This is a genomic window from Stenotrophomonas sp. SAM-B (assembly GCF_013387485.1).
In the GTDB taxonomy this organism is placed as follows: Bacteria; Pseudomonadota; Gammaproteobacteria; order Xanthomonadales; family Xanthomonadaceae; genus Stenotrophomonas; species Stenotrophomonas maltophilia_AA.
Genome location: NZ_JABBXB010000001.1, coordinates 254,120 through 277,771 on the forward strand (window position 1 = coordinate 254,120; position 23,652 = coordinate 277,771).

The following is a 23,652-nucleotide window of genomic DNA, read 5'->3' on the forward strand; positions in this document are numbered from 1 at the left end:
TGACTGGATCATGCCTGCACGAACCTGACTGAAATGTTTGTTGAAAACGACATTTCCCATCACGCATCGCACTGCGATATGCGACGTAAAACATGCGTGAAGAAGTGCGCGCGATGCTGCATTGCATCGCGCGTTTTTCAGGCGTCTAGCGCTTGTGTCTGAATGCGTGTCGCAGGCGCGCGAACGCGTCAACGGTGCCCGCGTTCTTCCTTCGAGCGCGCACGACGATCGAAGATCAACGCACTGAGGATGATGCCCAGCCCAAGGAACACGCCGATCAGCATCAGCGTGAATGCGATGGCGGGATAGCCGAACAGATGCCAGCCGGTATCGACCTTCATCATCATCGCGGCCGCAAGAATCAGCGCCGCGGTGACGATGCCGGCAGAGACGCGGTTGGCGATCTTCTGCAGGTTCTCCATCAGGCGGGATTCTTCCAGCCCGGTCACTTTCATCTGCAGGCGGTTCTCGGCGAGCAGCGCGAGGATGTCGGTCATCTTGCGCGGTCCATCGCGCAGCAGCTGCTGCATCTCCATGGCCTCGCTGGCGAGATTGGCAGCGGACAGGGATTTCTTCAGTCGCGCCCGCATCACGTGCTGCAGCTGTTTTTCCACGATGCGGCGGGTGTCCAGGTCCGGCGACAGCAGGCGGCAGACGGTCTCCAGATTCAGCAGCGCCTTGCCGAGCAGGCTCAGCTCCGGCGGCGTCCGCAGGCCGCTGGCGGTGGCGATGCGCACCAGGTCCAGCACCACGCGGCCTTCGGAGAAGCTGCTGTTGGCGGCATAGCGCGCGATGATCTGCCCGGTCTCGCGCAGGTAACGTTCTTCATCGAAGAACTCGAGCCGCGTGCTGATGCCGATGATCTCATCGGCCACTTCTTCGCCACGTCCATCCACCGCAGCGAACAACAGTTTCAGCAGGCGTTCGCGCAGACGCGGCGGCATGTGCGCGACCATGCCCAGGTCGAAGATCGCCAGGCGACCCGCCGGTGTGACACGCAGGTTGCCCGGATGCGGATCGGCGTGGATCTCGCCATGCACGAAGATCTGGTCGACATACCCGCGGATCAGCGCGGCGGCAAGCGGCGCCATCGGCTGCTCGGTGCGGCGCACGTCGGGGATCATGTCCACGCGCACGCCCTGGGCCAGTTCCATGGTCAGCACGCGATGGCTGCAGTAATCCCAGATCGGCTGCGGTACCCACAGCGGCTTGAACGGCTTGAGGTGCTGGCCGAAGCGCTGCAGGTTCTCCGCTTCGGCCTGGTAGTCCAGCTCCTGCATCAGGGTCTTGGCGAATTCATTGAGCCAGTCGCGCAGGCGTACGCGACGGCCGACCTGGGTGAGGTGGTCGGCGGCCAGCGCGAAGCTGCGCAGCACCTCCAGGTCCGAGCGCAGCTGCGCGGCGACCTCCGGCTTCTGCACTTTGACCGCCACCTGGCGTCCATCGTGGAGTTCGGCGCGGTGCACCTGGGCGATCGAGGCGCAGCCCAGCGGCACCGGATCGAAACTGGCGAACAGCTTGGACACCGAGGCCCCCAGCTCCTGTTCGATGATGGCCGCGACCCGCTCGACCGGGATCGGCGCGACGTTCTCCTGCATCCTTTCCAGCGCCGTGGCGAACTCCACCGGCACCATGTCGGGACGGGTGGAGAGCATCTGGCCCAGTTTGACGAAGGTCGGCCCCAGCGATTCCAGATCGGTGACGAACTGCTCCGGGTTGCCCTCCGGCGGCACATCGTGGACCGCGCGCGAGTCCAGGTTCATGCCGGAAAACACCCCGGAATTACGGTAGCGCAACAGCAGGCGCAGGATCTGGCTGCGGCGGTTCATGCCCTTGACCAGCGACGGCGAACCGGGGACGACGGGCGTGGTATTCAAGCAGGACTCCGGGGCGACGATCACCGGCAGTGTGGCGGGGCGGCAGTGGTGGGCCGGTGAATCCGTGCCCGCTACCGCGACAGGGGGCGGATCGGTCAGAATCGGCGCTCCTGCTTCCTCTTTGGATCCACCATGGCCGGTGCCAGTCTGTTCGCGTTGCTCGATGATATTGCGTCCCTGCTGGACGACGTGGCGGTGCTGACCAAGGTCGCGGCCAAGAAAACCGCCGGCGTGCTCGGCGACGATCTGGCGCTGAACGCACAGCAGGTGACCGGGGTCAGCGCCAACCGGGAGCTGCCGGTGGTGTGGGCGGTGGCGAAGGGCTCGCTGGTCAACAAGGCGATCCTGGTGCCGGCCGCGCTGGCGATCAGCGCGTGGCTGCCGTGGGCGATCACCCCGCTGATGATGATCGGTGGCGCGTTCCTCTGCTACGAGGGCGTGGAGAAGCTGGCGCACCGCTTCCTGCACTCGCGCGATGAGGATGAGCAGCGCAGGGCCGAGCGGGTCAAGGCGCTGGCCGATGAGAAGGTGGACATGGTCGCGTGGGAGAAGGACAAGGTGAAGGGCGCGATCCGCACCGACTTCATCCTCTCGGCCGAGATCATCGTGCTGTCGCTGGGCGTGGTCTCGAGCGCACCGTTCCTCAACCAGGTCACCGCCTTGGTGGTGATCGCGCTGGCGATGACGGTGTTCGTCTACGGCCTGGTCGCCGGCATCGTCAAACTCGACGACCTGGGCCTGTACCTGTCGAACAAGGGCGCGGCGCTGGCCGCGATCGGCCGGGGCCTGCTGGTGGCCGCACCGTGGCTGATGAAGTTCCTCTCGGTCGCCGGTACCGCGGCGATGTTCCTGGTCGGTGGCGGCATCCTGGTGCACAGCATCGCGCCGCTGCACCACGCGATCCTGGCGATGGGCGGCGACGGCAGTTGGGGCTGGCTGATCAATGCGCTGGGCAACGTGATCGTCGGCGTGGTGATCGGTGCGGTGGTGCTGGGGGCAGTCACCGCGTTCCAGAAGCTGCGCGGGGCCAAGCCCGCGCACTGAGGCGCGGCCGGGTCAGGCCGTTTCCCACCCGCGCAGGGCGTCCAGCTCGGCGCGGGCACGGGCCAGCCGGCGGCCGGACAGCGCGTCGATCGCGCGTTGCAGCCACGGGGATGCCGGTGCGCGCTGGACCCAACGGCGGGCCAGGACCAGCGCGGCCAGCATGGCCAGCGTCCCGGCACCCAGCGAGACCAGCAGCCACAGGGCGGCGAACGCGCCCAGGTCCACCCCCCACGCCTGCCAGGCCACCAGCACCGGCACCGCCAGCCACAGCCAGCACCACGGCAGGCCGAGCAGCAGTTCGGTCACCGCCGTGTGCCGGCGCAGCGCGGCCAGCTGCTGCGATTGCTCCAGCACCGTCTGCGTCGGCTGCAGCTGCCGGCGACGCTGCAGGCGGGTGATGCTGGCGATGATCGCCGCGATGCAATAGGCATGCAGCGCCAGCGCGCTGAGCATCACTGCCAGCGGCGGTTGCTGCCACCACTGGCTGCCGCAGTACACCGCCAACCCCAGCCAGAACACCAGCTGCAGTCCCTGCCACAGGCTGAAGAGGCCCAGCTGGCGCTGGACGCTGCGTTGCTGGTGGCTGCGCCACGCCGCCAGCGCGAACGCCTCCTGCGCATCAGTGGGGTTCCCGACGCTGTTCCACAGCTGCTTGAGTTCATCCGGTTGCATGGCGGGCTCCTCGGTCCGTGGGATTCAGGCGCGTGCGCAGTTGCTGGCGCAGGCGGTGCAGGCGGGTGGAGACGTTGGCGACGCTGATGCCCAGCACCTCGGCGATCTGGCGGTGGTCGTGGTCGTCCAAGTGCAGCAGCATCAGCGCACGGTCCAGCGGCGGCAGTGCATGGATGGCGACCTCCAGCTGATGCAGGGTGTGGCGCTGTTCGGGCGGAAGCGCCTCGTCGGTCGCGGGCAGATCGTCATCCAGGGGCGCGTGGTGCTGCTGCCTGTGCTGCTGCCGCCGCCATTGCGAGATCGCCACGTTGAGTGCCACCCGGTACAGCCAGGTCGAAAAGCGTGCCCGCGCCGGGTCGAACCCTTCGAACGCCGCCCACGCCTGCACGCTGATCTCCTGGACCAGATCGAGCCGATCCTCGGGATGATGGCAGTAGCCGCGTGCCACGTTCAGCACGATGCCGCGGTGCTGCTCCAGCAGCGCGGCAAAGCGCGGGCGCAGGTCGGTGTCGCGTGCGGGCAGTGTCATGTCCATACCCGGGTGATTCGCGCCGGTGCGCGGAATATCACAGCCACGGGATCAGCCCGCCGGGGGTTCGGCCGCCTGCACGCGGTTCTTGCCGACCCGCTTGGCCGCATACAGCGCCGCGTCGGCGCGCCGCAGCAGCGCGTCCGCCGCTTCGCCCGGCAGCCATTGCGCCAGGCCGGCGCTGAAATGCACCGGCACCCGCTGTCCGTCCAGCGGCAGCGGCCGCTGCGCCAGCGAGCGCTGCAGGCGCAGCAGGGTGGACATGCTGTCCGCCGCCGGCGTTTCCGGCAGCAGCAGGACGAACTCATCTCCGCCCAGGCGCGCGATCGCATCGCTGCTGCGCAGGTGCAGCTGGCAGACCTCGACCAGGTGGCGCAGCACCGCATCGCCGCCGGCATGGCCGTGCAGCGTGTTGGTCTGGTGGAAATCGTCCAGGTCGAGCAGGGCCAGCGCCAGCGGATGGCCGTGGCGCGCGGCGCGCGCGCGTTCGCGCTCGAGCAGTTCGTCCAGCCCGCGCCGGTTGAGCGCACCGGTCAGCGGGTCGCTGCGGATCAACCCGGACACCTCGCGCAGCTCGTGCTCCAGCTCGGCGATGCGCTGTTCGGCCTGCTCCACTTCGCGGCGCGCGTTGCCGAGGTGGTCGCGCGCCTGCAGGGCCTGGTCCTGGACCCGGCCGGTATCCTGCAGGACGTCCTGCAGCAGCTGGTTGAGATCGGCGATGCTGCGCGCCTCCTTCAGGGCCAGCGCGTAACTGCTGATCCGGTCGTGGTACTCGCCGGTGCTGACCGCCATGCCGTCCAGGCGCTCGATGAAGCCGCCCATGACGTTCTTCATCGCCGCCTTGGATTCGACGATGCCCTGCTTGAGCAGGCCCTGCTTGTAGATCACTTCGCGCAGGTTGGCGCGTGCCTGTTCCACCGAGTCGCGATCGAGCGGGCCACCGATCAGCGAGCGCACCGCGTGCACCTGGCCGTGCAGCCAGCTGCTGTCATCGAGCAGCTCGCTGATGTTGTCCAGCAGCAGATCGAACAGGCTCAGCAGCAGCTCCTGCTGTTCCTGCCAGCCATCGCTGCGCACGCCGATCTGGTGCGAGAGCTCGCGCAGCCGCTGTTCGATCGGCTGCAGCGGCTGGCCCGGATGCCAGTGGCGCAGTTCACCGGCCAGCTGCACCGGCTCCTCGCGCAGCTCGGGCATGTTCTGCAGCAGGCTGGCCACGGTCACCCCGACGGTGTGACGCAGCAGCTCGCGCAGGCGCAGGCTGTCCGGCTGGCCGTCCGGCGTTTCCTGTTCGATGGTGCGGATGTACTTGTCGATCAGCTGGCGCATCGCGCGGCCGTAGCTGACCCAGTCGGCGCTGCGCTGCGCCGACTGCAGGCGCAGGCCCATGTCGCCCAGCTCGCCGGGGAGGGTGGACATGCCGTTGGCGAAGGCGGCCAGCAGCGGCTCGGGCGCATCGATGCCGGCGAACAGGCGCTGCAGCATCGCGCTGCTGCCGCCCTTCGGCCCGGGCGCCGGCTCGCTGGCGGCGTCCAGCGCCGTGTCCGCGCTCTGCCGCCGCGACAGCAGCCGCCCGACGGCGGTGCCGGAGCTGGGGGGAGCATCGTGCGGGTCCGTCATGCGGCAGATCCTTGCAGGGCACGGCCAAGGGCCGGAGCGGTGGAGAGGTGGGAACAGTATCGGCGCAGTCGGGTCGGGCTTGAACCGGCCCTGCATGGCAGGATGGTAAGCACGGCAATGGCAGGAGCGTGCGATGAAGGTGATGCTGGTGGGAGCGACCGGACTGGTCGGCGGTCATGTGCTGCGGCAACTGCTGGACGACCCGCGCTGCGATGCGGTGGTGGCCCCGACCCGGCGGCCGGTGGGCGTCACCGACGCGGCGCTGCTCAATCCCGTGGTGGACTTCGCGCAGCTGCCGGCCGAGGCCGACTGGTGGGCGGTGGATGCCGTGATCTGCGCGCTCGGTACCACGATCAAGCAGGCCGGCAGCAAGGAGGCGTTCGCACGGGTCGACCATGATTTCCCGCTGGCCGTGGCGCGGCGGGCGCGTGCCCAAGGCGCGCATGCCTTCGCGTTGAACTCGGCGATGGGCGCAGACGCGGGCTCGCGGATCTTCTACAACCAGGTCAAAGGGCGGCTGGAACACGACCTGCGGGACCTGGGCTATCCGTCGCTGACCCTGGTCCGCCCCGGGTTGATCGGAGGCGAGCGTGCCGAGCGGCGTACCGGCGAGCATCTGGCCAGTGTGGTGCTGGGCATGCTGGGTCCGGTGCTGCCGCGCGCGTGGCGGATCAACCCGGCCGAGACCATTGCCGCCGCGCTGGTCGAGGCGGTGCTGGTGCCGACGCCCGGCGTCAGGATCGTGGGCTCGGCCGATCTGGCGGAGCGCTGAGCCGCTGACGGGCGGATGCGCGGCCACCCGGCCACTGCGCTACCCTTTCTGCCCCTCAAGCGGTCCCTGCCATGTCCGTCGACAAGAACCAACGCGATCTCGAAGCTGGTATCCATACCAATCTGGAGGGGCGGCTGACCTACGGCGGCTATCTGCGCCTGGACCAGCTGCTGTCGGCCCAGCAGCCGCTGTCCAACCCGCCGCACCACGACGAGATGCTGTTCATCATCCAGCACCAGACCTCGGAGCTGTGGCTGAAGCTGCTGGCGCACGAACTGCGCGCGGCGATCGGCTTCCTGCAGCGCGACGAGGTGTGGCAGTGCCGCAAGGTACTGGCGCGCAGCAAGCAGGTGCTGCGCCAGCTGACCGAACAGTGGTCGGTGCTGGAGACGTTGACGCCCTCGGAGTACATGGGCTTCCGCGACGTGCTGGGTCCGTCCTCGGGCTTCCAGTCGCTGCAGTACCGCTACATCGAATTCCTGCTGGGCAACAAGAACGCGCAGATGCTGCAGGTGTTCTCGCATGACCCGGCCGGCCAGGCCCAGCTGCAGGAGGTGCTCGATGCCCCCAGCCTGTACGAGGAGTTCCTGCGCTACCTGGCCCGCTTCGGCCATCCGGTCCCGGCCGGCTACCAGGGCCGCGACTGGCAGCAGCCCCACGTGGCCGACGATGCGCTGCACCCGGTGTTCGAGCGGATCTACCAGAACACCGACCGTTTCTGGCGCGAGTATTCGCTGTGCGAGGACCTGGTCGATCTGGAGACCGCGTTCCAGCTCTGGCGCTTCCGCCACATGCGCACGGTGATGCGGATCATCGGCTTCAAGCGCGGTACCGGCGGCTCCAGCGGGGTCGGCTTCCTGCGCCAGGCGCTGGAGCTGACCTTCTTCCCGGAGCTGTTCCAGGTGCGCACCACGATCCGCAACGACGATCCGATGCCGCCGGACGCCTGATCCGGCATCGACGGCAATAAGCCTATTCATATTTAGCGGCCCCATCCGCCGTACGGTGCGGCAGGCCCCGTCGTTGCTGCGCTGCCGGTCCAGGACCGGCAGTTGCAGATGCAAGTTCAGCGACCGTGCCGCCAGCGGTACACATCAGCGTGTATTTGACGTGAACGTGGTTGGTCTGGGATTCTCCCGCGCTGCTTTCGCACATCGGACGTGCATGTCTTCCACCGAACCCAGGAATCCCGCATGAGCGTAGACGCCGCCGCGAAATCCGTTCCCGATCCGGCGCTGCCGGAGTTCAAGACTACGCTGGGCCATCCGCGCCCGTTGTGGATGCTGTTCATGACCGAATTCTGGGAACGCTTTGCGTTCTACGGCATCCGTTGGGCCCTGGTGCTGTACATCGTCGCGCAGTTCTTCGACGGTGATTCGGCCGGCCAGGCCGCCGCCAGCCGGACCTACGGTGCCTATCTGGCGCTGGTCTACGCCGCCGCCATCTTCGGTGGCTACGTGGCCGACCGGGTACTGGGCTACCAACGCTCGATCCTGACCGGTGCGGTGATCATGGCTGCGGGCCTGTTCATGGTCGCCATGCCCAACAAGGAAATATTCGAGTTCGGCCTGGCCACGATCATCATCGGCAACGGCCTGTTCAAGCCGAACATCTCGACCATGGTCGGCAAGCTGTACGGCCTGAAGGATGAGCGCCGCGATTCGGGCTTCACCATCTTCTACATGGGCATCAACATCGGCGCGATGATCGCCCCGGTGCTGACCCAGTACCTGGCCGAGCGTGTGTTCGGTACCCAGGCGATGCCGTCCTACAAGATGGTCTTCATCGCGTCGGGCATCGGCATGCTGATCAGCCTGGCCTGGTTCTACGTCGGCCGCGCCGGCCTGAAGGGCATCGGCGCCCCGCCGGCCGGTGCCGAAGGCTATGGCCGCATCGTGATGGTGTTCATTGGTGCGATCGTGGCGATCCCGGTCGCGTTCTTCCTGCTCTCCACCGGCGCCACCGCGCTGGCCTGGATCCTGGGCGTGATGTTCATCGCGCTGGCGATCCTGCTCCTGGTCGAAGGCATCCGCGAAGGCAAGGTCCAGCGCGACCGCGTGATCGCGATGCTGATCATCTTCACCTTCAACGTGATGTTCTGGATGTTCTTCGAACAGGCCGGCAGCTCGTTCACCTTCCTGGCCGACAACATCGTCAACCGCAACCTGGGCGGCTGGGAATTCCCGACCGCCTGGTTCCAGTCGGTCAACTCGGTGGCGATCATCACCCTGGCGCCGATCATTGCCTGGATCTGGATCAAGCTGGGCCGCGCCAACCCGTCGATCCCGCGCAAGTTCGGCCTGGGCCTGCTGTTCAACGGTGCGGCGTTCGCGCTGCTGATGGTGGCCCTGTCGAGCATGGTCGTGGACGGCAAGATTCCGTTCTGGACGCTGTTCATGGTCTACGTCATCCAGTCCGTCGGTGAGCTGTGCCTGTCGCCGATCGGCCTGTCGATGGTGACCAAGCTGGCCCCGGTGCGCCTGGTCGGCTTCGGCATGGGCGGCTGGTTCCTGTCCACCGGCATCGGCAACAACATGTCCGGCATCTTTGCCGGCGTGGTCAGCGGCGAAGGCGGCATGACCGTGGAATCGGCGCTGAAGGGCTACACCTTCGGCTTCTGGGCGTTGATCATTTCCGGCGCGGTGCTGTTCCTGGTCGCCCCGCTGATCAACAAGCTGATGCACGGCGTCAAGTGAGGACTGCGATGCGCATGAAAGCCGTCGGGATGTCGATGATCGCGGCCGGCCTGCTGGCCGCCTGTTCGCCGTCGTCGGCGCCCAGCACTGCACCTGCGCAGCCGCTGGATACCTCCGAGCAGAAAGCCCCGGTCGCCGATCCCGGCGAACCGGTGGCCTCGGGCAACACCCCGGCCGCGGCGGACATCGCCGCGATCGCGGCGCTCAACGCCCAGTTCGATCCGGCGCGCGACCCGGTCGCCGACCTGGCTACGGCCAAGGTCGAAGCCCAGCGCGGCGGCAAGCGCATCATCGTGGACGTGGGCGGTGAGTGGTGCCCGTGGTGCCATCTGATGGACGGATTCATCGAAGGGGATGCGGAGATCCGCAGCTTCCGCGATGCGAACTACGTCTGGATGAAGGTCAACTACAGCGAAGAGAACGAGAACGCGGCCTTCCTGTCGCAGTTCCCGGCCGTGAAAGGCTACCCGCACCTGTTCGTGCTCGATGCCGACGGCAAACTGCTGCACTCGCAGTTCACCGGCGAGCTGGAGGCCGACAAGGGGCAGAAGAAGGGCTACGACCGTGGCCGCTTCTTCGCCTTCATGAAGCAATGGGCGCCCCCGAAGGCGTCGTGATCGAAGAGGCCGCGGATTTCGCGGCCTTTTTTTTGCCCTCAATTTCCGCGCCCTGCTGCCGCTACCCCCAAGGACCTCATGCCGCGCTGTTCGTGGCGGGCAACCGACGGAATTGGACGCATGCAGCCGGGCACCAGCGACAGCACCACCGATATTTCCCTTGATGCGCCGGCCGGCGTGAGCCTGCCGCCGGTCGATGTCCTGCTCGACGACCAGACCGCGCCGGATGCGCTCGATGGCGAGGCCGGGACGCCGGCACCGGGCGCGATCCGCTACCGCCTGCCGATGGTCTCCGTGCCCGACAACGTGCTGCTCAAGGCCGCGGTGCAGAAGCTGGTGGAGCAGAAGGCGCAGCTGGATGCACTGGCACGCCAGGGCAACCTGCCCGGCCTGATCCCGGCCGAGTGGCAGGGCAGCGGCATCCGCGGCGTGGACCTGCAGGGTTTCGTGCTGAGCGTGGTGCCGTTCCTGCAGAACGCCAGCAAGGACGAAACCGCCCCGGCACGCCTGCCGCTCAAGCACGTGCTCGGCGATGCCGGGCGCTGGGACCAGCACGACGTGGAGGAGCCCAGATCGCTGGCGTTCTTCCTGGCCAGCGATGATCGCGCCACTGCCGGCACGAAGGATCCTGCCGAGGTGTACCTGGTCGGCGCGCTCGGCCTGGCCTGGGCGCACGAAGGGCGCACCCGCCCGGGCTTCCTGCGCGCGATGGGGTACGACAGCATGGCCGCGCGCGTGCACCTGCTGCCGTATCCGGCGGCGGCGCAGCTGGCGCTGTACAGCGTCACCGCGCACGGGGTAACCCAGACCTGGTGCGTGCTGGACCGGCGCAAGGTGCGCCCGCTGCCGGCACCGTGGATCAGCGTGCCGCTGCTGACCGCGTACGGGGTGAACGCCCCGCAGACCTGGCCGACCAGTTTCCCGGCAGTGGAGGAGGTGGCCGCACTGCTGGCCGCCGCGCGGGGCGGCAAGGGGCCGGTCGAAGCGGACCTGGGCAAGGTGGCCGCCAAGGTCGCCCAGGACGCATCGGGCGAAGCCTGGATGCCGGTCAGCCTGCTCCAGGTCGGCACCTGGGCACCGCGCTGGCGCTACTTCATGGCCACCTTCATCGGCCTGCCGTCGCTGTTGCTGGTGGTCGCCGCGCTGGCCCTGCCGGGCGCGATCGAAGCCGCCGCCGTGGCCGCCTCGCTGGGTTTTGCCGGCGGCGCGATCGGTGCCCTGGCGGCGCCGTGGGTACATGCACGGCGCAAGCACCTGAGCTGAGGCGCAACGGAGGCGCAACGACCAACGGTCGTTGCCTACCGGCATCGCGCAGGTACCCACCGTGGGTGGGTACGCCTTGCGATCAGGCCTCGTCCATCCGTTGCAGGCCTTCGCCGGCCAGGCGCAGGATCAGCGTTTCCAGCATCTGCTCTTCCTCTTCGCTGAGCACGGACATCAGCTTGCGGGTGATGTCGATCACCAGCGGGGCGATGGTCTCGTACACCTCGAATCCGGCGGCCGACAGCGCCAGCACCGAACGGCGGCGGTCGTCGCCATGGGTTTCACGCTTGATGAAGCCCCGTTCGAGCAGTCTGGCCACGGCGCGGCTGACCGCGACCTTGTCCATCGCGGTGCGATCGGACACCTCGCTGGCCGACGAGCCCGGATAGAGCGCCAGGACCGTGATCACCCGCCACTCGGGGATCGCCAGGCCATAACGGTCCCCGTACAGCTTGGCGATATTGCCGCTGACCCGGTTGGACAGAACGCTCAGCCGGTACGGCAGGAACTGCTCCAGATCGAGCAGGGCGTGCGAGGCGCGGATGCTGTGACTGCTGGGATCGGGCGGGCTCATGCTGCGGTGCACCTTGATGGTGGTTTCATGTGAAACTATAACCTACGTTCCGGACTCCGCATTCTCGCGGGTCTGCCTTCCTACCGCACCTGGTTTTTTCCGATGCGGACTGCTTTGGAGCCACAGCATGACCAGCCAAACGAGCACCGCGTCCTACGCACCCGATCCGGGCATGCAGGTCACCACCTTCGAAAACCCGATGGGCATCGATGGTTTCGAGTTCGTCGAGTTCGCCGCCCCGGCCGGCCGTGGCGCGGAACTGCACGCGTATTTCCGCAAGATGGGCTTCACCGCGGTGCTGCGCCACAAGCAGCGCGCGATCACGGTCTATCGCCAGGGCGACGTGAATTTCCTGGTCAATGAAGAGCCGGATTCGTTCGCCTCGGACTTCGCCGAGAAGCACGGCCCCTGCGCCTGCGGTTTCGCGATCCGCTTCAAGAAGCCGGGCGACGAGGTCTACCAGATGGCGCTGGGCAACGGTGCCGAAGCGATCGATTTCAAGCCGGAGACCCGCGCCGTCGCCGCCCCGATCATCAAGGGCATCGGCGACTGCATGCTGTACCTGGTCGATCGCTACGGCGCCAACGGCAGCATGTTCGATACCGACTACGCGCCGATCGAGGGCGTCGACCCGCGGCCGAAGGGCTTCGGGCTGACCTTCATCGACCATCTGACCCACAACCTGTACTTCGGCAACATGCAGCAGTGGTCGGACTACTACGAGCGCCTGTTCAACTTCCGCGAGATCCGCTACTTCGACATCAAGGGCCTCAAGACCGGCCTGGTGTCCAAGGCGATGACCGCCCCGGACGGCATCGTGCGCATCCCGCTCAACGAATCCTCCGATCCGAAGAGCCAGATCAACGAATACCTCGACGCCTACAAGGGCGAGGGCATCCAGCACATCGCCTGCTTCACCGAGAACATCTACGAGACCGTGGAAGCGATGCGCGCCCAGGGCGTGGAATTCCTCGACACCCCGGACACGTATTTCGATGTGATCGACATGCGTGTGCCCAACCACGGTGAAGACGTGGCCCGACTGGCGAAGAACAAGATCCTGATCGACGCCGACCCGGAGACCCACCAGCGCAAGCTGCTGCAGATCTTCACCACCAACTGCATCGGGCCGATCTTCTTCGAGATCATCCAGCGCAAGGGCAACGAAGGCTTCGGCGAAGGCAACTTCACCGCGCTGTTCGAGAGCATCGAGCGCGACCAGATGAAGCGCGGCGTGCTGTAAGGCACTCGGCCGCCACCCGCGTTACGCTCCAACGGTGGCATCCGCGCCCGCGCGGGTGCCACCGGCTGTATTCCCTTGCCATCCACGCCTCCGGCGGAGCAGGACCATGAACAACCCGATGTCATCGCGCGGTTACCAGACCGGTTTCGGTAACGAGTTCGCCACCGAGGCGGTGCCCGGCGCACTGCCGGTAGGGCGGAACTCCCCGCAGCGTGTCGCCCATGGCCTGTATGCCGAACAGCTGTCCGGTACGGCGTTCACCGCGCCGCGCGGCAGCAATCGCCGCAGTTGGGTGTACCGCATCCGCCCGGCGGTGACCCACGGTGAATTCACCCCCTTTACCCAGCCGCATCTGCACGGCGACTTCGCGCATGGCGCGGTCTCGCCCAACCAGCTGCGCTGGGATCCGTTGCCGCTGCCCAGCACGCCCACCGATTTCATCGAAGGGCTGTACACCATGGGGGGCAATGGCTCGCCGGACGCCCACGGCGGTGTCGGCATCCACCTGTATGCCGCCAACCGCGACATGCAGGGCCGCTATTTCTACAACGCCGATGGCGAGCTGCTGATCGTGCCGCAGCTCGGCCGCCTCCGCCTGCTCACCGAGCTGGGCGTGATCGAGATCGAGCCGCAGCAGATCGCGGTGATCCCGCGTGGCGTGCGCTTCCGTGTCGAACTGCCTGATGGCGAGGCGCGCGGCTATGTCTGCGAGAACTTCGGCGCGCTGCTGAAGCTGCCGGACCTGGGCCCGATCGGCTCCAACGGCCTGGCCAATCCGCGCGATTTCGAGACCCCGCATGCGGCGTTCGAGAACCTCGACGGCGCGTTCGAACTGGTCGCCAAGTTCGAGGGCCAGCTGTGGCGCGCGGACATCGATCATTCGCCGCTGGACGTGGTCGCCTGGCACGGCAACTATGCGCCGTACCGCTACGACCTGCGCCGCTTCAACACGATCGGCTCGATCAGCCACGACCATCCCGATCCCTCGATCTTCCTCGTGCTGCATTCGCCCAGCGACACGCCGGGCACCAGCAACATGGACTTCGCGATCTTCCCGCCGCGCTGGCTGGTCGCGCAGGACACGTTCCGCCCGCCGTGGTTCCACCGCAACATCGCCAGCGAGTTCATGGGCCTGATCCATGGTGCCTACGATGCGAAGGCGGAAGGCTTCGTGCCGGGTGGTGCCTCGCTGCACAACTGCATGAGCGGCCACGGCCCGGACGCGGCGACCTTCGAGAAGGCCTCCGCGGCCGACCTGAGCCGGCCGGACGTGATCAAGGACACGATGGCCTTCATGTTCGAAACCCGCGGCGTGATCCGTCCGACCGCCCAGGCGATGGAGGCGGCGCACCGCCAGCGCGGGTATCAGCAGTGCTGGCAGGGGTTGAAGGCGAATTTTGCTGGGTAGAGCGGATGCTCAGATGCCGTCCGAGTGGCGGCGGGTCGGCAACACGCGGTCAATGTGAACGTCGTTGCCCGTGCGTTGGTAGGCGATCAGATAGCGTCCATCGCGCGTTGCATACAGAAACGTGCCTTTGATGGCATCGAGGCGATACAAGGCCGCGCCATCCAAGGCATCACCTTCGCTCTCAATCGCATTGTCGCGCGCGAGGGCTGCGGCAAACAGGTGCGGATCCGGCAGCGTCACGGCGCGCTCGAAAGCCGAAACGAGTTGTCTCGCTCGATCCTCGATGGCCTGCCGGCCCCACGCCACTGTCATTCCTTGGACGAGTGGCGCTTCAATGCCGTTTGCAACTGGTCACCGAGCCGCGTTTTCAGCGCCTCCATGTGCAGGTGTGCTTCTGTGCTGGACAGTGGCGGCCGTGGATCCGCGCGCGCTTCGGCCACCGCTTCACGGATGCGCTCCAGATAGGCCGAGTCTTCATGCAGCTGTTTCAGTGCGCGTGCCCGATCCGGTCGTGAGCGGCGCAGGGGCTCGGCACCCGCCGTCGCCGTGGCGTCCACGCGATAGCGTGTGATCCCCAGCTGGGCCAGCACACGCGCGGCCGCGTGGACGCCGGAGAACATGCGGGGCGTCCCATCTTTGGTGGCCAACGCGCGTTCGCTGTTCTCCAAGGCGAAGGTGACGACATAGCCACCCGGTTCCGCAGTCACCGTCGTTTCGCGCAGACTGCCGGCTTCAGCGAGTTCGCGGGCAGTCGCCAGTCTGATCGTGTCGACCACGCTCGACTCCCAATTAACTGTTATTTGGGAATCATACATGGGTTAAACCTCGCCAGCGGATGGACCTTCATCGTTGCGCCGAGCCCTTCGCCACGTCCAATTCAACCTCTTCATCGAAACCGGATTCCCGCAATACCGTCTCAAACCACGTCGATCTGGAACCGGTCGGCATGCTCCTTCGGCAGCACCTCCAGCAACCGCTGCCGCACCCGTTCGGCATAGCCGGTGGAGGTCAGCCCGGGCAGCGTCTCGAGGGCGGCGTGCAGCGCGGCCATGACCGCGTCATCGCTGCGCGACTGCTGCAGGGTATGGAACAGCGCCGCCGCCTGCGGATGACGCTGCAGTTCCAGGATGTCCAGCAGGTAGATGCGGGCGGCGACCAGCGAGCGGCGGCGTTCGGTCACCGGCACCGGTGCCACGGTCGGCATCACGCCAGGCGCGGGCGCGGCGGGCGCGACAACGGCGGCCTCCGCGACCGCACGCGACACCAGGTACCCGCTCTGGATCAGCTGGATCACCATCGCCGGGGTTTCCGGTCCGACCAGCTGGCCGAGCTGGACCAGGTCACGCTGGCCGTCGCACAGGATCAACAGCCGGCGCTGGCGCATGTCCAGGGGAGCACGGTGGGCCTGCAGGGCAGTGCGGGCGAGATCGGTCTTCTGCGGTTGCATGGGGGCGGGGTCGATGCGGTGCAGGCCGAGCCTGAACGCGGCAGGTGAAACGCGGATGACAGCGAGCCCGTGCATGTCGCCCACACGGCCCTCGCGCTAGGCTGCGCCCATTCAACGGGAGGATGCAGGCATGAAACAGCTTGGAAGCGTGATGGCATTGGGGATGGTGCTGGCCTTGGCGGCGTGCGGGCGCGCGCCGGAAACCCCGTCCAGCGATGCCGAGGCGGCCGTGCCTGCACCGGCGGCGGACACCGCACCCGCAGCGACCACCCCGGCGGCACCGGGCACGGCAACGCAGGGACCGGCGCGCCTGGATGGCTACGGCCCCGTGGCGCTGGGCAGCGCGCTGGACGAGGTACGGGCGGCCTGGAAGGAACCGCTGCAGGGCGAGGTCGCCGACGACTACTGCCATGCGCTGCGGCCCGAAGGCGCGCAGGCCGAAGACGTGATCTTCATGATCGAAGGCAGGCGCCTGGTGCGCTATGACGTGCGCAACGATCGCATCGTCGCCCCGGGCGGCGGCAAGGTCGGCATGTCGCTCGGCCAGCTGCAGACGCTGTACCCGGACCGCGGCGACCTGACGCCGCACAAGTACGACGAGAAAGGCCACAACCTGCGCGTGCGCCCGGCGACCGAGGGCGGCGCACTGGTCAACTTCGAGATCAACGGCAATGGCAACGTCACCGCCTGGCGGGTCGGCAAGACCCCGCAGGTGGACTACGTGGAAGGCTGCTCCTGAGCCACCGGCACCGCCCCGGCCACGGCGCCGGGGCGGGCCTTCACCGTTCGGCGTGGGCTGGCCCTAGAATCGGCTCACATCTGTCACCGGGGAGCACCAGATGATCGCTGCCACTGTTTGGTTCGTGCTGGGCCTGGTGCTGTTGGCACTGGGGGGCGATGCCATCGTCAAGGCCGCCTCCGGGCTGGCCCAGCGATTCGGCGCCTCGCCCTTCGTGGCGGGGTTGTTGCTGGTCGCCTTCGGCACCTCGCTGCCCGAGCTGGTGGTCAATGCCCGGGCCTTCGTGGTCGGGGCGGAAGAACTCGCGCTGGGCAACGCGGTGGGCAGCAACATCGTCAATGTCGGGCTGACCCTGGGCCTGGCGGCCCTGGCCGCGCCGCTGCTGGTCCGCGCGCGCCTGCTCTCGCCCCTGCTGGTGTGCCTTGCGGCGGCCAGCCTGCTGCTGATCCTGTTCGGCCTGGATGGGGTGATCGCGCGCTGGGAAGGGGCCGTGCTGCTGCTCGCCTTCGTCGCCCTGCTGGTGTTCCTGCTGCGTCGCGCGCGGGCGGAATCCGAGCCGGTGCGCGAGGCCATCGCCGGCTATGCGATGACCCGCACCGGGCTGTTCCTCAATATCCTGCGGCTGCTGTTCGCGGCGGTGTGCCTGTACCTCGGCGCGCGCTGGATCGTGCAGGCCGCACCGGTGTTCGGCGCCGGGCTGGGCTGGTCGCCACTGCTGGTCGGCCTCCTGCCGGTGGCGATCGGCACCGCGCTGCCCGAAGTCGCCGCGGCGGTCGCTGCGGCACGCCGTGGCCAGGGCGACATGGTGCTGGGCCACGTGATCGGCTCGAGCCTGTTCAATCTGCTGGTGGTGGTCGGCGGCATGGCCGCGCTGCGTCCGCTGGCGCTGCCCGCGTCGTTCGTGAAGCTGGAGCTGCCGGCGGCGATCGCCTTCGTGCTGGTGCTCTACCCGATGCTGCGCGGTGACCTGACGATCAGCCGGCGCGAAGGCGCGGTGCTGGTGGTGGCGTTCGTGGGTTGGATCGCGCTGGAGCTGGCGTTGATTGGCGGCGTGTGGGGTTGACGGCCAACCGTTGAAGCAGCCGGCCAGCGGCCGGCGCTACTGGCTGTCGCGGGAAATGGGCGCCTTCGCATCATCGGCGTCGTCGTCGTCGTCGCGGCGCGGTTCCGGCGGCGGCAGCTGTTCTTCCTTGGCGGTCTTGTGGCCCGGCAGCTCCGGCCGGGTTTCCATCAGCAGCGACAGCGCGGCCTTGGCCATCATGTGCGCGCTGATCGGCGCGGTGATGAACAGGAACACGGTGATCAGCAGCTCGCGCGGCTGCGGGTCTTCGCCGAGGAAGATGTGATAGCAGACCGAACCCACCAGCACGCAGCCCACGCCCAGCGTGCTGGCCTTGGTCGGTGCATGCAGGCGCTTGAAGAACGTGGACAGCTTCACCAGGCCGAGCGCGCCGACCAGGATGAAGAAGCAGCCGAACAGCAGCAGGATCGACAGCACGATCTGGATGAAGGTGATCATTCGACAATGTCCCGGCGCAGCACGAACTTGCTGAGCACCACCGTACTGCCGAAGCCGAGCATGGCGATGATCAGCGCGGCCTCGAAGTACACCGCCGAGTTGAGGTACATGCCGAACAGCATCAGCTCGGCGATGGCCGTTACCGACAGGGTGTCCAGGGCAAGGATGCGGTCGGGCACGGTCGGGCCGCGCAGCAGGCGCCAGGTGGCCAGCAGCATCGCCAGGCCGACCACGTGCATGCACACCACCATCGTGGTCTGGATGAACATATGTCCGGTCATGGGAAAATCTCCATCAGCGGGGCTTCGTAGCGGGATTTGATCTGCCGGATCAGCTCGTCCGGATCATCCAGGTGCAGCACGTGGACCAGCAGGTACCGGCGGTCATCCGACAGCGCGGCCGAGACGGTGCCCGGGGTCAGCGTGATCATGCTGGTCAGCGCGGCGATACCGTGGATGTTGGCGATATCCAGCGGCAGCCAGATGAAGCCCGGATGGATGCGGCGCTCCGGGCCCAGCACCTGGATCGCGACCCGGATGTTGGAGACCAGGATGTCCCACAGGGTCACGAACACCAGTTTGGGCAACGGCTTGAGCGAGCCGATCCGCGCGAACTCGCGGTCCAGCCGCGCCGCGAACAACGGCACCACCACGCCCAGGATCATGCCGAGCACGATCTGGCCGACGGTGAAGCTGTCGGACATCAACAGCCAGAACGCCACCACCATCACGCTCAGCGAGGGCGAGGGCAGGATGCGCTTGTACAGGGAAGGCTTGCGCGTCATGGCTGGCGGATCTCCGGCGTGGTGGCGCGCAGTTCACCGACGTAGTCCTGCGGCTGCAGCAGCTGTGTGGCCATCGCATCGGTGTGCTGCATCAGCGGGCCGGCGAACACGCTCATCGCGATGCCATAGCTGAGCAGCAGCGCGGCGGCGAACAGTTCCACGGTGCGTGTGGGGGCCTTGCGCGGTTTGGGCGCGCCTTCTTCGACGACCGGTACGCGCCAGAACAGGCGGATGCCGCCCCGGGTCAGGCCGACGATCACCATCAGGCTGCTGCCCAGCACTGCGGCCCACACCGCCCAGGTGTACTGCGCCGGCATGCCGGCCAGCAGCGCGGCCTTGGCCAGGAAGCCGGACAGCGGCGGCAGGCCGGCTACCGAGACGGCGCCGATCAGGAAGAGCACGGCAGGCGTTTCCTTGCCCGGCATCGGCGCGATGACTTCCTTGCGGTCGCTGGCGCCGCCACGACGGCGGCGGATCAGGTCGGCGATGAGGAACAGCGCGGCGGCCACGAAGGTGCTGTGCGGCAGGTAATACAGGCCGGCCGAGAGTACTTCCGGCGTGCGCACCGAGAAGGCGATGAACAGCGTCGCCGCCGAGACCACCACCAGGTAGGAGATCAGCACGCGCAGGCGCGCGGCGGCGAGCACGCCCAGGCCGCCCAGCACCAGCGTCGCCACGCCGGCCCAGAGCAGCCACTGGCTGCCGTAGCCGGCCATCGGGCCCGCGCCTTCGCCGAACCACAGCGTGCTGACCCGCAGCACTGCATAAAGGCCGACCTTGGTCATGATCGCGAACAGTGCGGCCACCGCGGCCGGTGCACGTGCATAGGCTTCCGGCAGCCACAGGTAGAGGGGCATCAGCGCGGCCTTGCTGCAGAACACCAGCAGCAGCAGGCCCATGGTCGCCTTGACCAGGGTCAGGTGCGAGGCCGGGACTTCGGCGATGCGCTGGGACAGCTCGGCCATGTTGAGCGAGCCCAGCGAGGCGTACAGCAGGCCGAGTGCGATCAGGAACAGGGTCGAGGCGGTGACGTTGAACACCACGTAGTGCAGGCCGATGCGCATGCGCAGGCCGCGCCCGCCGCTGAGCAGCAGGCCGTAGGAGGCGATCAGCATCACCTCGAAGAACACGAACAGGTTGAAGATGTCGCCGGTCAGGAACGCGCCGTTGAGGCCGACCAGCTGGAATTGGAACAACGCGTGGAAGTGTGGCGCGCGCCGGTCCCAGCCCGAGCAGGCATGCAGCAGGCAGGGGATGGCCAGCAGCAGCGTGGTCACCAGCATCCAGGCCGAGAGGCGGTCGGCCACCAGCGCGATGCCCAGGCGCGAGGGCCAGTCACCCAGCAGGTATACCGCGATGCTGCCGTCGGCGGTCTGCGCGAACAGCAGCGCGACGGCGGCGGCGAGTGCGGTCAGCGTGGTCCACGCCACCGTGCGCTGCACCTTCGGCCCATAGCGGCGATGCTCGACGAACAGCGAGCAGGCTGCGCCGAACAGCGGAATCAGGATGGGCAGGATCACCGCATGGTTCATGCGCCGCCCTCCCGGCCCGGCGCGGTGTCGGCGGGGAGTTCTTCTTCTTCGTGCGCGTCCACGTGGTCGCTGTGGTTGTCGCTGCGGCTGCGCATCGCCAGCACGATGCTGACTGCGGTCATCGCGAACGCGATCACGATGGCGGTCAGCACCAGCGCCTGCGGCAGCGGATCGGTGTAGTTGCCCAGGTCGCTGTCGATGCCCTCACGCAGCACCGGCGCCTTGCCCTGGACCAGGCGGCCGCCGGCAAAGATCAGCAGGTTGGTCGCATACGAGAGGAAGGTCATGCCGAGGATCACATCGAAGCTGCGCGCGCGCAGCAACAGATAGATGCCGATCGCGCTCAGTACGCCGATGGCGCTTGCCAGGGCCAGTTCCATCAGTGCATCTCCCCGGTTTTTGCCGAACGGCGGGTGGGATCGATCTCGCCTTTGCGGGCGTTGCGGGTGCGCGAGGGCTTGATCGTGCCCATCATCGAGAGCATCAGCATCACGCCGCCGAACACCACCAGGTACACGCCGGTATCGAAGCCGATCGCACTGGCCAGCGGTACCTCGCCGATCAGCGGAAGGTGCAGGTCCAGATGACCGCTGGTCAGGAACGGCACGCCGAACAGCATCGAGGCGCAGCCACTGAGGATGGCGATCAGCAGGCCGGCACCGATGCAGCGGATGTAATCGAAGCCGAAGCGCGATTCCACCGAGGTGGTGCCCTGGATGACGTACTGGATCAGCAGCGGCACCGCCAGCACCAGGCCGGCGATGAAGCCGCCGCCGGGCGCGTTGTGGCCGCGCAGGAACAGGAAGATGGAAACGGTCAGGGTGAGCGGGAACATGACCTGGGCCAGATCGGCCGGCACCGGCAGCTTGATCGGCGGGCCGGGCATGATCTGCTCCGGCGCCATCCGCGAACGGCGCAGCATGGCGTGCACCACCAGCGCGGCGATGCCGAACACGGTGATTTCGCCGAAGGTATCGAAGCCACGGAAGTCGACCAGGATCACGTTGACCACGTTCTGCCCATAGGCCTCCGGCAGCGCACGCGCCAGCAGCTCGCCGGCCATGGTGTTCGGCGGCAACGTCATGGCGGTGTAGGCCATCGCGGCCAGGCCGCCACCGGCGACGATCGCGATTACCGCATCGCGCCGCTTGCGCCAGACCGACTTCTCCGGCGGCGACTGGATCGGCAGGTAGTTCATGCCCAGCAGCATCAGCACCAGGGTGACCATCTCCACCAGCAGCTGGGTCAGCGCCAGGTCGGGTGCGGACAGGAACACGAAGGTCAGCGAAACCATCAGGCCGACGCCGCCGACCACCAGTACCGCCAGCAGGCGCTGCCGGTAGACGAACAGCGCGCCCAGCGCGCAGGCCATCATCACCAGCCACAGCGCCCAGCCCAGCAGCGGGATCGGCTGCGGCGAGGGCCAGTTGGGCGAGGCCGGGTTGGCCACGAACGGCGCGGCGGCGACGATGATCGCCACCACCACCAGCGCCATCAACATGCGTTGCAGGCTGCCGTTGGCCAGGCCCTGGGTGAGCCGGTGGGCGAAGCCGAACACCAGGTCCAGCTGCTTGTGGAAAATGTTGCGGCCGATGCTGCGGCTGACCACCGCATGCAGGTTGATCAGGCGGCGCAGGCCGAAGTACAGCGCGATACCGCCGATCACGCCGGCGATGCTCATCATCAACGGGGTATTGAAGCCGTGCCAGACCGAGAGGCTGTAGGCCGGCATCGCCGGGCCCAGGATCGACGACGCGGCGGCATGCAGCACCGGCGCGATGGTGATCGCCGGCGCGACGCCGACGGCCACGCAGACCACCACCAGGATCTCGACGGGCACCTTCATGAAGCGCGGCGGTTCGTGCGGCACCCGGTCCAGATCGTGCGGGCCCTTGCCGAAGAACGTGTCGTGCACGAAGCGCAGGCTGTAGGCCACGCCGAACACGCCGGCCAGCAGCGCGGCGATCGACATCACCACGCGCATGGTTTCCGGGCCGCCCGCGGTCAGCGCCTCGGCAAACAGCATTTCCTTCGACAGGAAGCCGTTGAGCAGCGGAATGCCGGCCATCGCGAGCGAGGCGATGATCGCCAGCGCGCTGGTGATCGGCATCAACCGCCGCAGGCCGCCCAGCTTGCGCATGTCACGGGTGCCGGTCTCGTGGTCGATGATGCCGGCGGCCATGAACAGCGACGCCTTGAAGGTGGCGTGGTTGAGGATGTGGAACACGCCGGCCACCACCGCCATCGGCGTGGACAGGCCGAACAGCATGGTGATCAGGCCGAGATGGGAGATCGTCGAATAGGCCAGCAGGCCTTTGAGGTCATGCTGGAAGATCGCGTTCCAGGCGCCGATCAGCAGGGTGATCGCCCCGATGCCGCTGACCGTATAGAAGAACAGATCGGTGCCGGCCAGCGCCGGATGCAACCGGGCCAGCAGGAACACGCCGGCTTTGACCATCGTCGCCGAGTGCAGGTAAGCCGAGACGGGCGTCGGCGCGGCCATCGCGTGCGGCAGCCAGAAGTGGAACGGGAACTGGGCGCTCTTGGTGAAGATGCCGGCCAGGACCAGGAACAGGGCATACGGGTACAGCGAACTGGCGCGGATCAGATCGCCGGCGGCGAGCACCGCGTCCAGTTCGAAGCTGCCCACGATGCGGCCGATCAGCAGCACGCCGCCGAGCAGGGCCAGGCCGCCGCCGCCGGTGACCACCAGGGCCATCCGGGCGCCCTCGCGGGCGTCCTGGCGGTGCGACCAGAAGCCGATCAGCAGGAACGAGCTGATGCTGGTCATTTCCCAGAACACCATCAGCAGCAGCAGGTTGCCCGAGAGCACCATGCCGAGCATGGCGCCCATGAACAGCAGCAGGTAACAGTAGAAGCGGTGGGCGCTGTCGCGGGCGCTGAGATAGTAGTGGGCGTACATCACCACCAGCGCGCCGATCGCCAGCACCATCCCGGCGAACATCCAGGCCAGGCCGTCCAGGCGCAGCGAGAAGGCCAGCCCGATCTGCGGAATCCACTCCCCGTAGCTGCGGACGATCCCGCCGTCCATGATCGCCGGGGTCATCGTCGCCAACAGCGCCAGTCCTCCCAGCGGAGCGGCCGCGGCTACCCAGGCGGCCGTGGAGCGGGAGGTGCGGCGGAATGAAGCGACGGCCACTGCCATCAGGAAGGGCAGGGCGAGCAGCAGGAGCAGACTAGGATTCATGCAGGGAATGCGGGATTCACGAGCAGGTCGTTCAGTCTAACAGGCAGGCAATTGCTGCCGATACACCCGAATACGCCCTCAATTGCATCTAACGTGCACTGATTCATTTTT

General features: G+C 67.4%; 23 protein-coding genes and 1 pseudogene. 10 read left to right on the plus strand and 14 right to left on the minus strand.

Annotated elements, in window-relative coordinates; all coding sequences use genetic code 11:
- Positions 1-188 precede the first annotated feature (188 nt).
- Positions 189-1,844 (minus strand): annotated as a pseudogene (locus HH110_RS01070) (ABC1 kinase family protein); the annotation flags it as partial.
- 165 nt (positions 1,845-2,009) lie between these two features.
- Between HH110_RS01070 and HH110_RS01075 the strand changes: the two are divergent.
- Positions 2,010-2,921, plus strand: a complete 912-nt coding sequence (locus HH110_RS01075; protein WP_176987939.1) for a DUF808 domain-containing protein — start codon at positions 2,010-2,012, stop codon at positions 2,919-2,921.
- Between the two features lie 12 nt (positions 2,922-2,933).
- On the opposite strand, the gene HH110_RS01080 is transcribed toward HH110_RS01075, so the two are convergent.
- Genes HH110_RS01080 through HH110_RS01090 form a run of 3 tightly spaced genes read right to left on the minus strand, consistent with a single transcriptional unit; the run spans position 2,934 to position 5,739 of the window.
- The gene (locus tag HH110_RS01080; RefSeq protein WP_176987940.1) at positions 2,934-3,593 is read right to left on the minus strand and encodes a hypothetical protein; all 660 of its coding nucleotides are present in this window, start codon (positions 3,591-3,593) and stop codon (positions 2,934-2,936) included.
- Positions 3,580-4,116, minus strand: a complete 537-nt coding sequence (locus HH110_RS01085) for an RNA polymerase sigma factor (RefSeq protein WP_176988461.1) — start codon at positions 4,114-4,116, stop codon at positions 3,580-3,582. Before HH110_RS01085 ends, HH110_RS01080 begins: the two co-directional genes overlap by 14 nt.
- Before the next feature lie 57 nt (positions 4,117-4,173).
- A complete protein-coding gene (locus HH110_RS01090; protein ID WP_176987941.1) occupies positions 4,174-5,739 on the minus strand; it encodes a GGDEF domain-containing protein in 1,566 nt (521 codons plus the stop codon).
- Between the two features lie 133 nt (positions 5,740-5,872).
- Between HH110_RS01090 and HH110_RS01095 the strand changes: the two genes are divergently transcribed.
- From HH110_RS01095 to HH110_RS01115, 5 genes are all read left to right on the plus strand, one after another.
- Complete coding sequence (locus HH110_RS01095) at positions 5,873-6,511, plus strand: NAD-dependent dehydratase (RefSeq protein WP_176987942.1); 639 nt, start codon at positions 5,873-5,875, stop codon at positions 6,509-6,511.
- 71 nt (positions 6,512-6,582) lie between these two features.
- Complete coding sequence (locus HH110_RS01100) at positions 6,583-7,461, plus strand: tryptophan 2,3-dioxygenase (protein WP_176987943.1); 879 nt, start codon at positions 6,583-6,585, stop codon at positions 7,459-7,461.
- 243 nt (positions 7,462-7,704) lie between these two features.
- Positions 7,705-9,207, plus strand: coding sequence for a peptide MFS transporter (locus tag HH110_RS01105; protein WP_176987944.1), 1,503 nt, complete (start codon positions 7,705-7,707; stop codon positions 9,205-9,207).
- 8 nt (positions 9,208-9,215) lie between these two features.
- Positions 9,216-9,824, plus strand: coding sequence for a thioredoxin family protein (locus HH110_RS01110; RefSeq protein ID WP_176987945.1), 609 nt, complete (start codon positions 9,216-9,218; stop codon positions 9,822-9,824).
- 120 nt (positions 9,825-9,944) lie between these two features.
- On the plus strand, positions 9,945-11,087 hold the full coding sequence (locus HH110_RS01115; RefSeq protein WP_176987946.1) for a hypothetical protein: 1,143 nt from the start codon (positions 9,945-9,947) through the stop codon (positions 11,085-11,087).
- Between the two features lie 82 nt (positions 11,088-11,169).
- On the opposite strand, the gene HH110_RS01120 is transcribed toward HH110_RS01115, so the two are convergent.
- Positions 11,170-11,661 (minus strand): MarR family winged helix-turn-helix transcriptional regulator, encoded by a 492-nt coding sequence (locus HH110_RS01120; RefSeq protein WP_176987947.1) that lies wholly within the window; start codon positions 11,659-11,661, stop codon positions 11,170-11,172.
- Between the two features lie 127 nt (positions 11,662-11,788).
- On the opposite strand from HH110_RS01120, the gene hppD reads away from it, so the two are divergent.
- Positions 11,789-12,904 carry a 4-hydroxyphenylpyruvate dioxygenase gene (hppD, locus tag HH110_RS01125; RefSeq protein ID WP_176987948.1) on the plus strand — a complete coding sequence of 372 codons (1,116 nt, stop codon included), beginning with the start codon at positions 11,789-11,791 and terminating at the stop codon, positions 12,902-12,904.
- A gap of 106 nt (positions 12,905-13,010) precedes the next feature.
- On the plus strand, positions 13,011-14,312 hold the full coding sequence (hmgA, locus tag HH110_RS01130) for a homogentisate 1,2-dioxygenase (protein ID WP_176987949.1): 1,302 nt from the start codon (positions 13,011-13,013) through the stop codon (positions 14,310-14,312).
- 9 nt (positions 14,313-14,321) lie between these two features.
- Here the strand turns inward: hmgA and HH110_RS01135 are convergent, their stop codons facing one another.
- The 3 genes from HH110_RS01135 to HH110_RS01145 form a co-directional block, all read right to left on the minus strand.
- The gene (locus HH110_RS01135) at positions 14,322-14,618 is read right to left on the minus strand and encodes a plasmid stabilization protein (protein ID WP_176987950.1); all 297 of its coding nucleotides are present in this window, start codon (positions 14,616-14,618) and stop codon (positions 14,322-14,324) included.
- A 2-nt stretch (positions 14,619-14,620) separates the two neighbouring features.
- Entirely contained in the window at positions 14,621-15,088 is a 468-nt protein-coding gene (locus HH110_RS01140; RefSeq protein WP_176987951.1) for a hypothetical protein, read from the minus strand.
- A gap of 140 nt (positions 15,089-15,228) precedes the next feature.
- The gene (locus HH110_RS01145) at positions 15,229-15,759 is read right to left on the minus strand and encodes a hypothetical protein (RefSeq protein ID WP_176987952.1); all 531 of its coding nucleotides are present in this window, start codon (positions 15,757-15,759) and stop codon (positions 15,229-15,231) included.
- A 130-nt stretch (positions 15,760-15,889) separates the two neighbouring features.
- Between HH110_RS01145 and HH110_RS01150 the strand changes: the two genes are divergently transcribed.
- A complete protein-coding gene (locus HH110_RS01150) occupies positions 15,890-16,498 on the plus strand; it encodes a hypothetical protein (protein WP_241696358.1) in 609 nt (202 codons plus the stop codon).
- A 100-nt stretch (positions 16,499-16,598) separates the two neighbouring features.
- The gene (locus tag HH110_RS01155; protein WP_176987953.1) at positions 16,599-17,561 is read left to right on the plus strand and encodes a calcium/sodium antiporter; all 963 of its coding nucleotides are present in this window, start codon (positions 16,599-16,601) and stop codon (positions 17,559-17,561) included.
- A gap of 36 nt (positions 17,562-17,597) precedes the next feature.
- Here HH110_RS01155 and HH110_RS01160 read toward each other — a convergent pair whose 3' ends face one another.
- Genes HH110_RS01160 through HH110_RS01185 form a run of 6 tightly spaced genes read right to left on the minus strand, consistent with a single transcriptional unit; the run spans position 17,598 to position 23,541 of the window.
- Positions 17,598-18,017: a Na+/H+ antiporter subunit G gene (locus HH110_RS01160; protein WP_176987954.1), complete on the minus strand. Its 420-nt coding sequence runs from the start codon at positions 18,015-18,017 to the stop codon at positions 17,598-17,600.
- A complete protein-coding gene (locus HH110_RS01165; RefSeq protein WP_019185292.1) occupies positions 18,014-18,298 on the minus strand; it encodes a K+/H+ antiporter subunit F in 285 nt (94 codons plus the stop codon). Before HH110_RS01165 ends, HH110_RS01160 begins: the two co-directional genes overlap by 4 nt.
- Positions 18,295-18,801: a Na+/H+ antiporter subunit E gene (locus HH110_RS01170; protein WP_176987955.1), complete on the minus strand. Its 507-nt coding sequence runs from the start codon at positions 18,799-18,801 to the stop codon at positions 18,295-18,297. The genes HH110_RS01165 and HH110_RS01170 overlap by 4 nt, the downstream gene beginning before the upstream one ends.
- Positions 18,798-20,333, minus strand: a complete 1,536-nt coding sequence (locus HH110_RS01175) for a monovalent cation/H+ antiporter subunit D (protein WP_123729955.1) — start codon at positions 20,331-20,333, stop codon at positions 18,798-18,800. The genes HH110_RS01170 and HH110_RS01175 overlap by 4 nt, the downstream gene beginning before the upstream one ends.
- Positions 20,330-20,713: a Na+/H+ antiporter subunit C gene (locus HH110_RS01180; RefSeq protein ID WP_019185295.1), complete on the minus strand. Its 384-nt coding sequence runs from the start codon at positions 20,711-20,713 to the stop codon at positions 20,330-20,332. The genes HH110_RS01175 and HH110_RS01180 overlap by 4 nt, the downstream gene beginning before the upstream one ends.
- Entirely contained in the window at positions 20,713-23,541 is a 2,829-nt protein-coding gene (locus tag HH110_RS01185; protein WP_176987956.1) for a monovalent cation/H+ antiporter subunit A, read from the minus strand. The genes HH110_RS01180 and HH110_RS01185 overlap by 1 nt, the downstream gene beginning before the upstream one ends.
- Positions 23,542-23,652 lie beyond the last annotated feature (111 nt).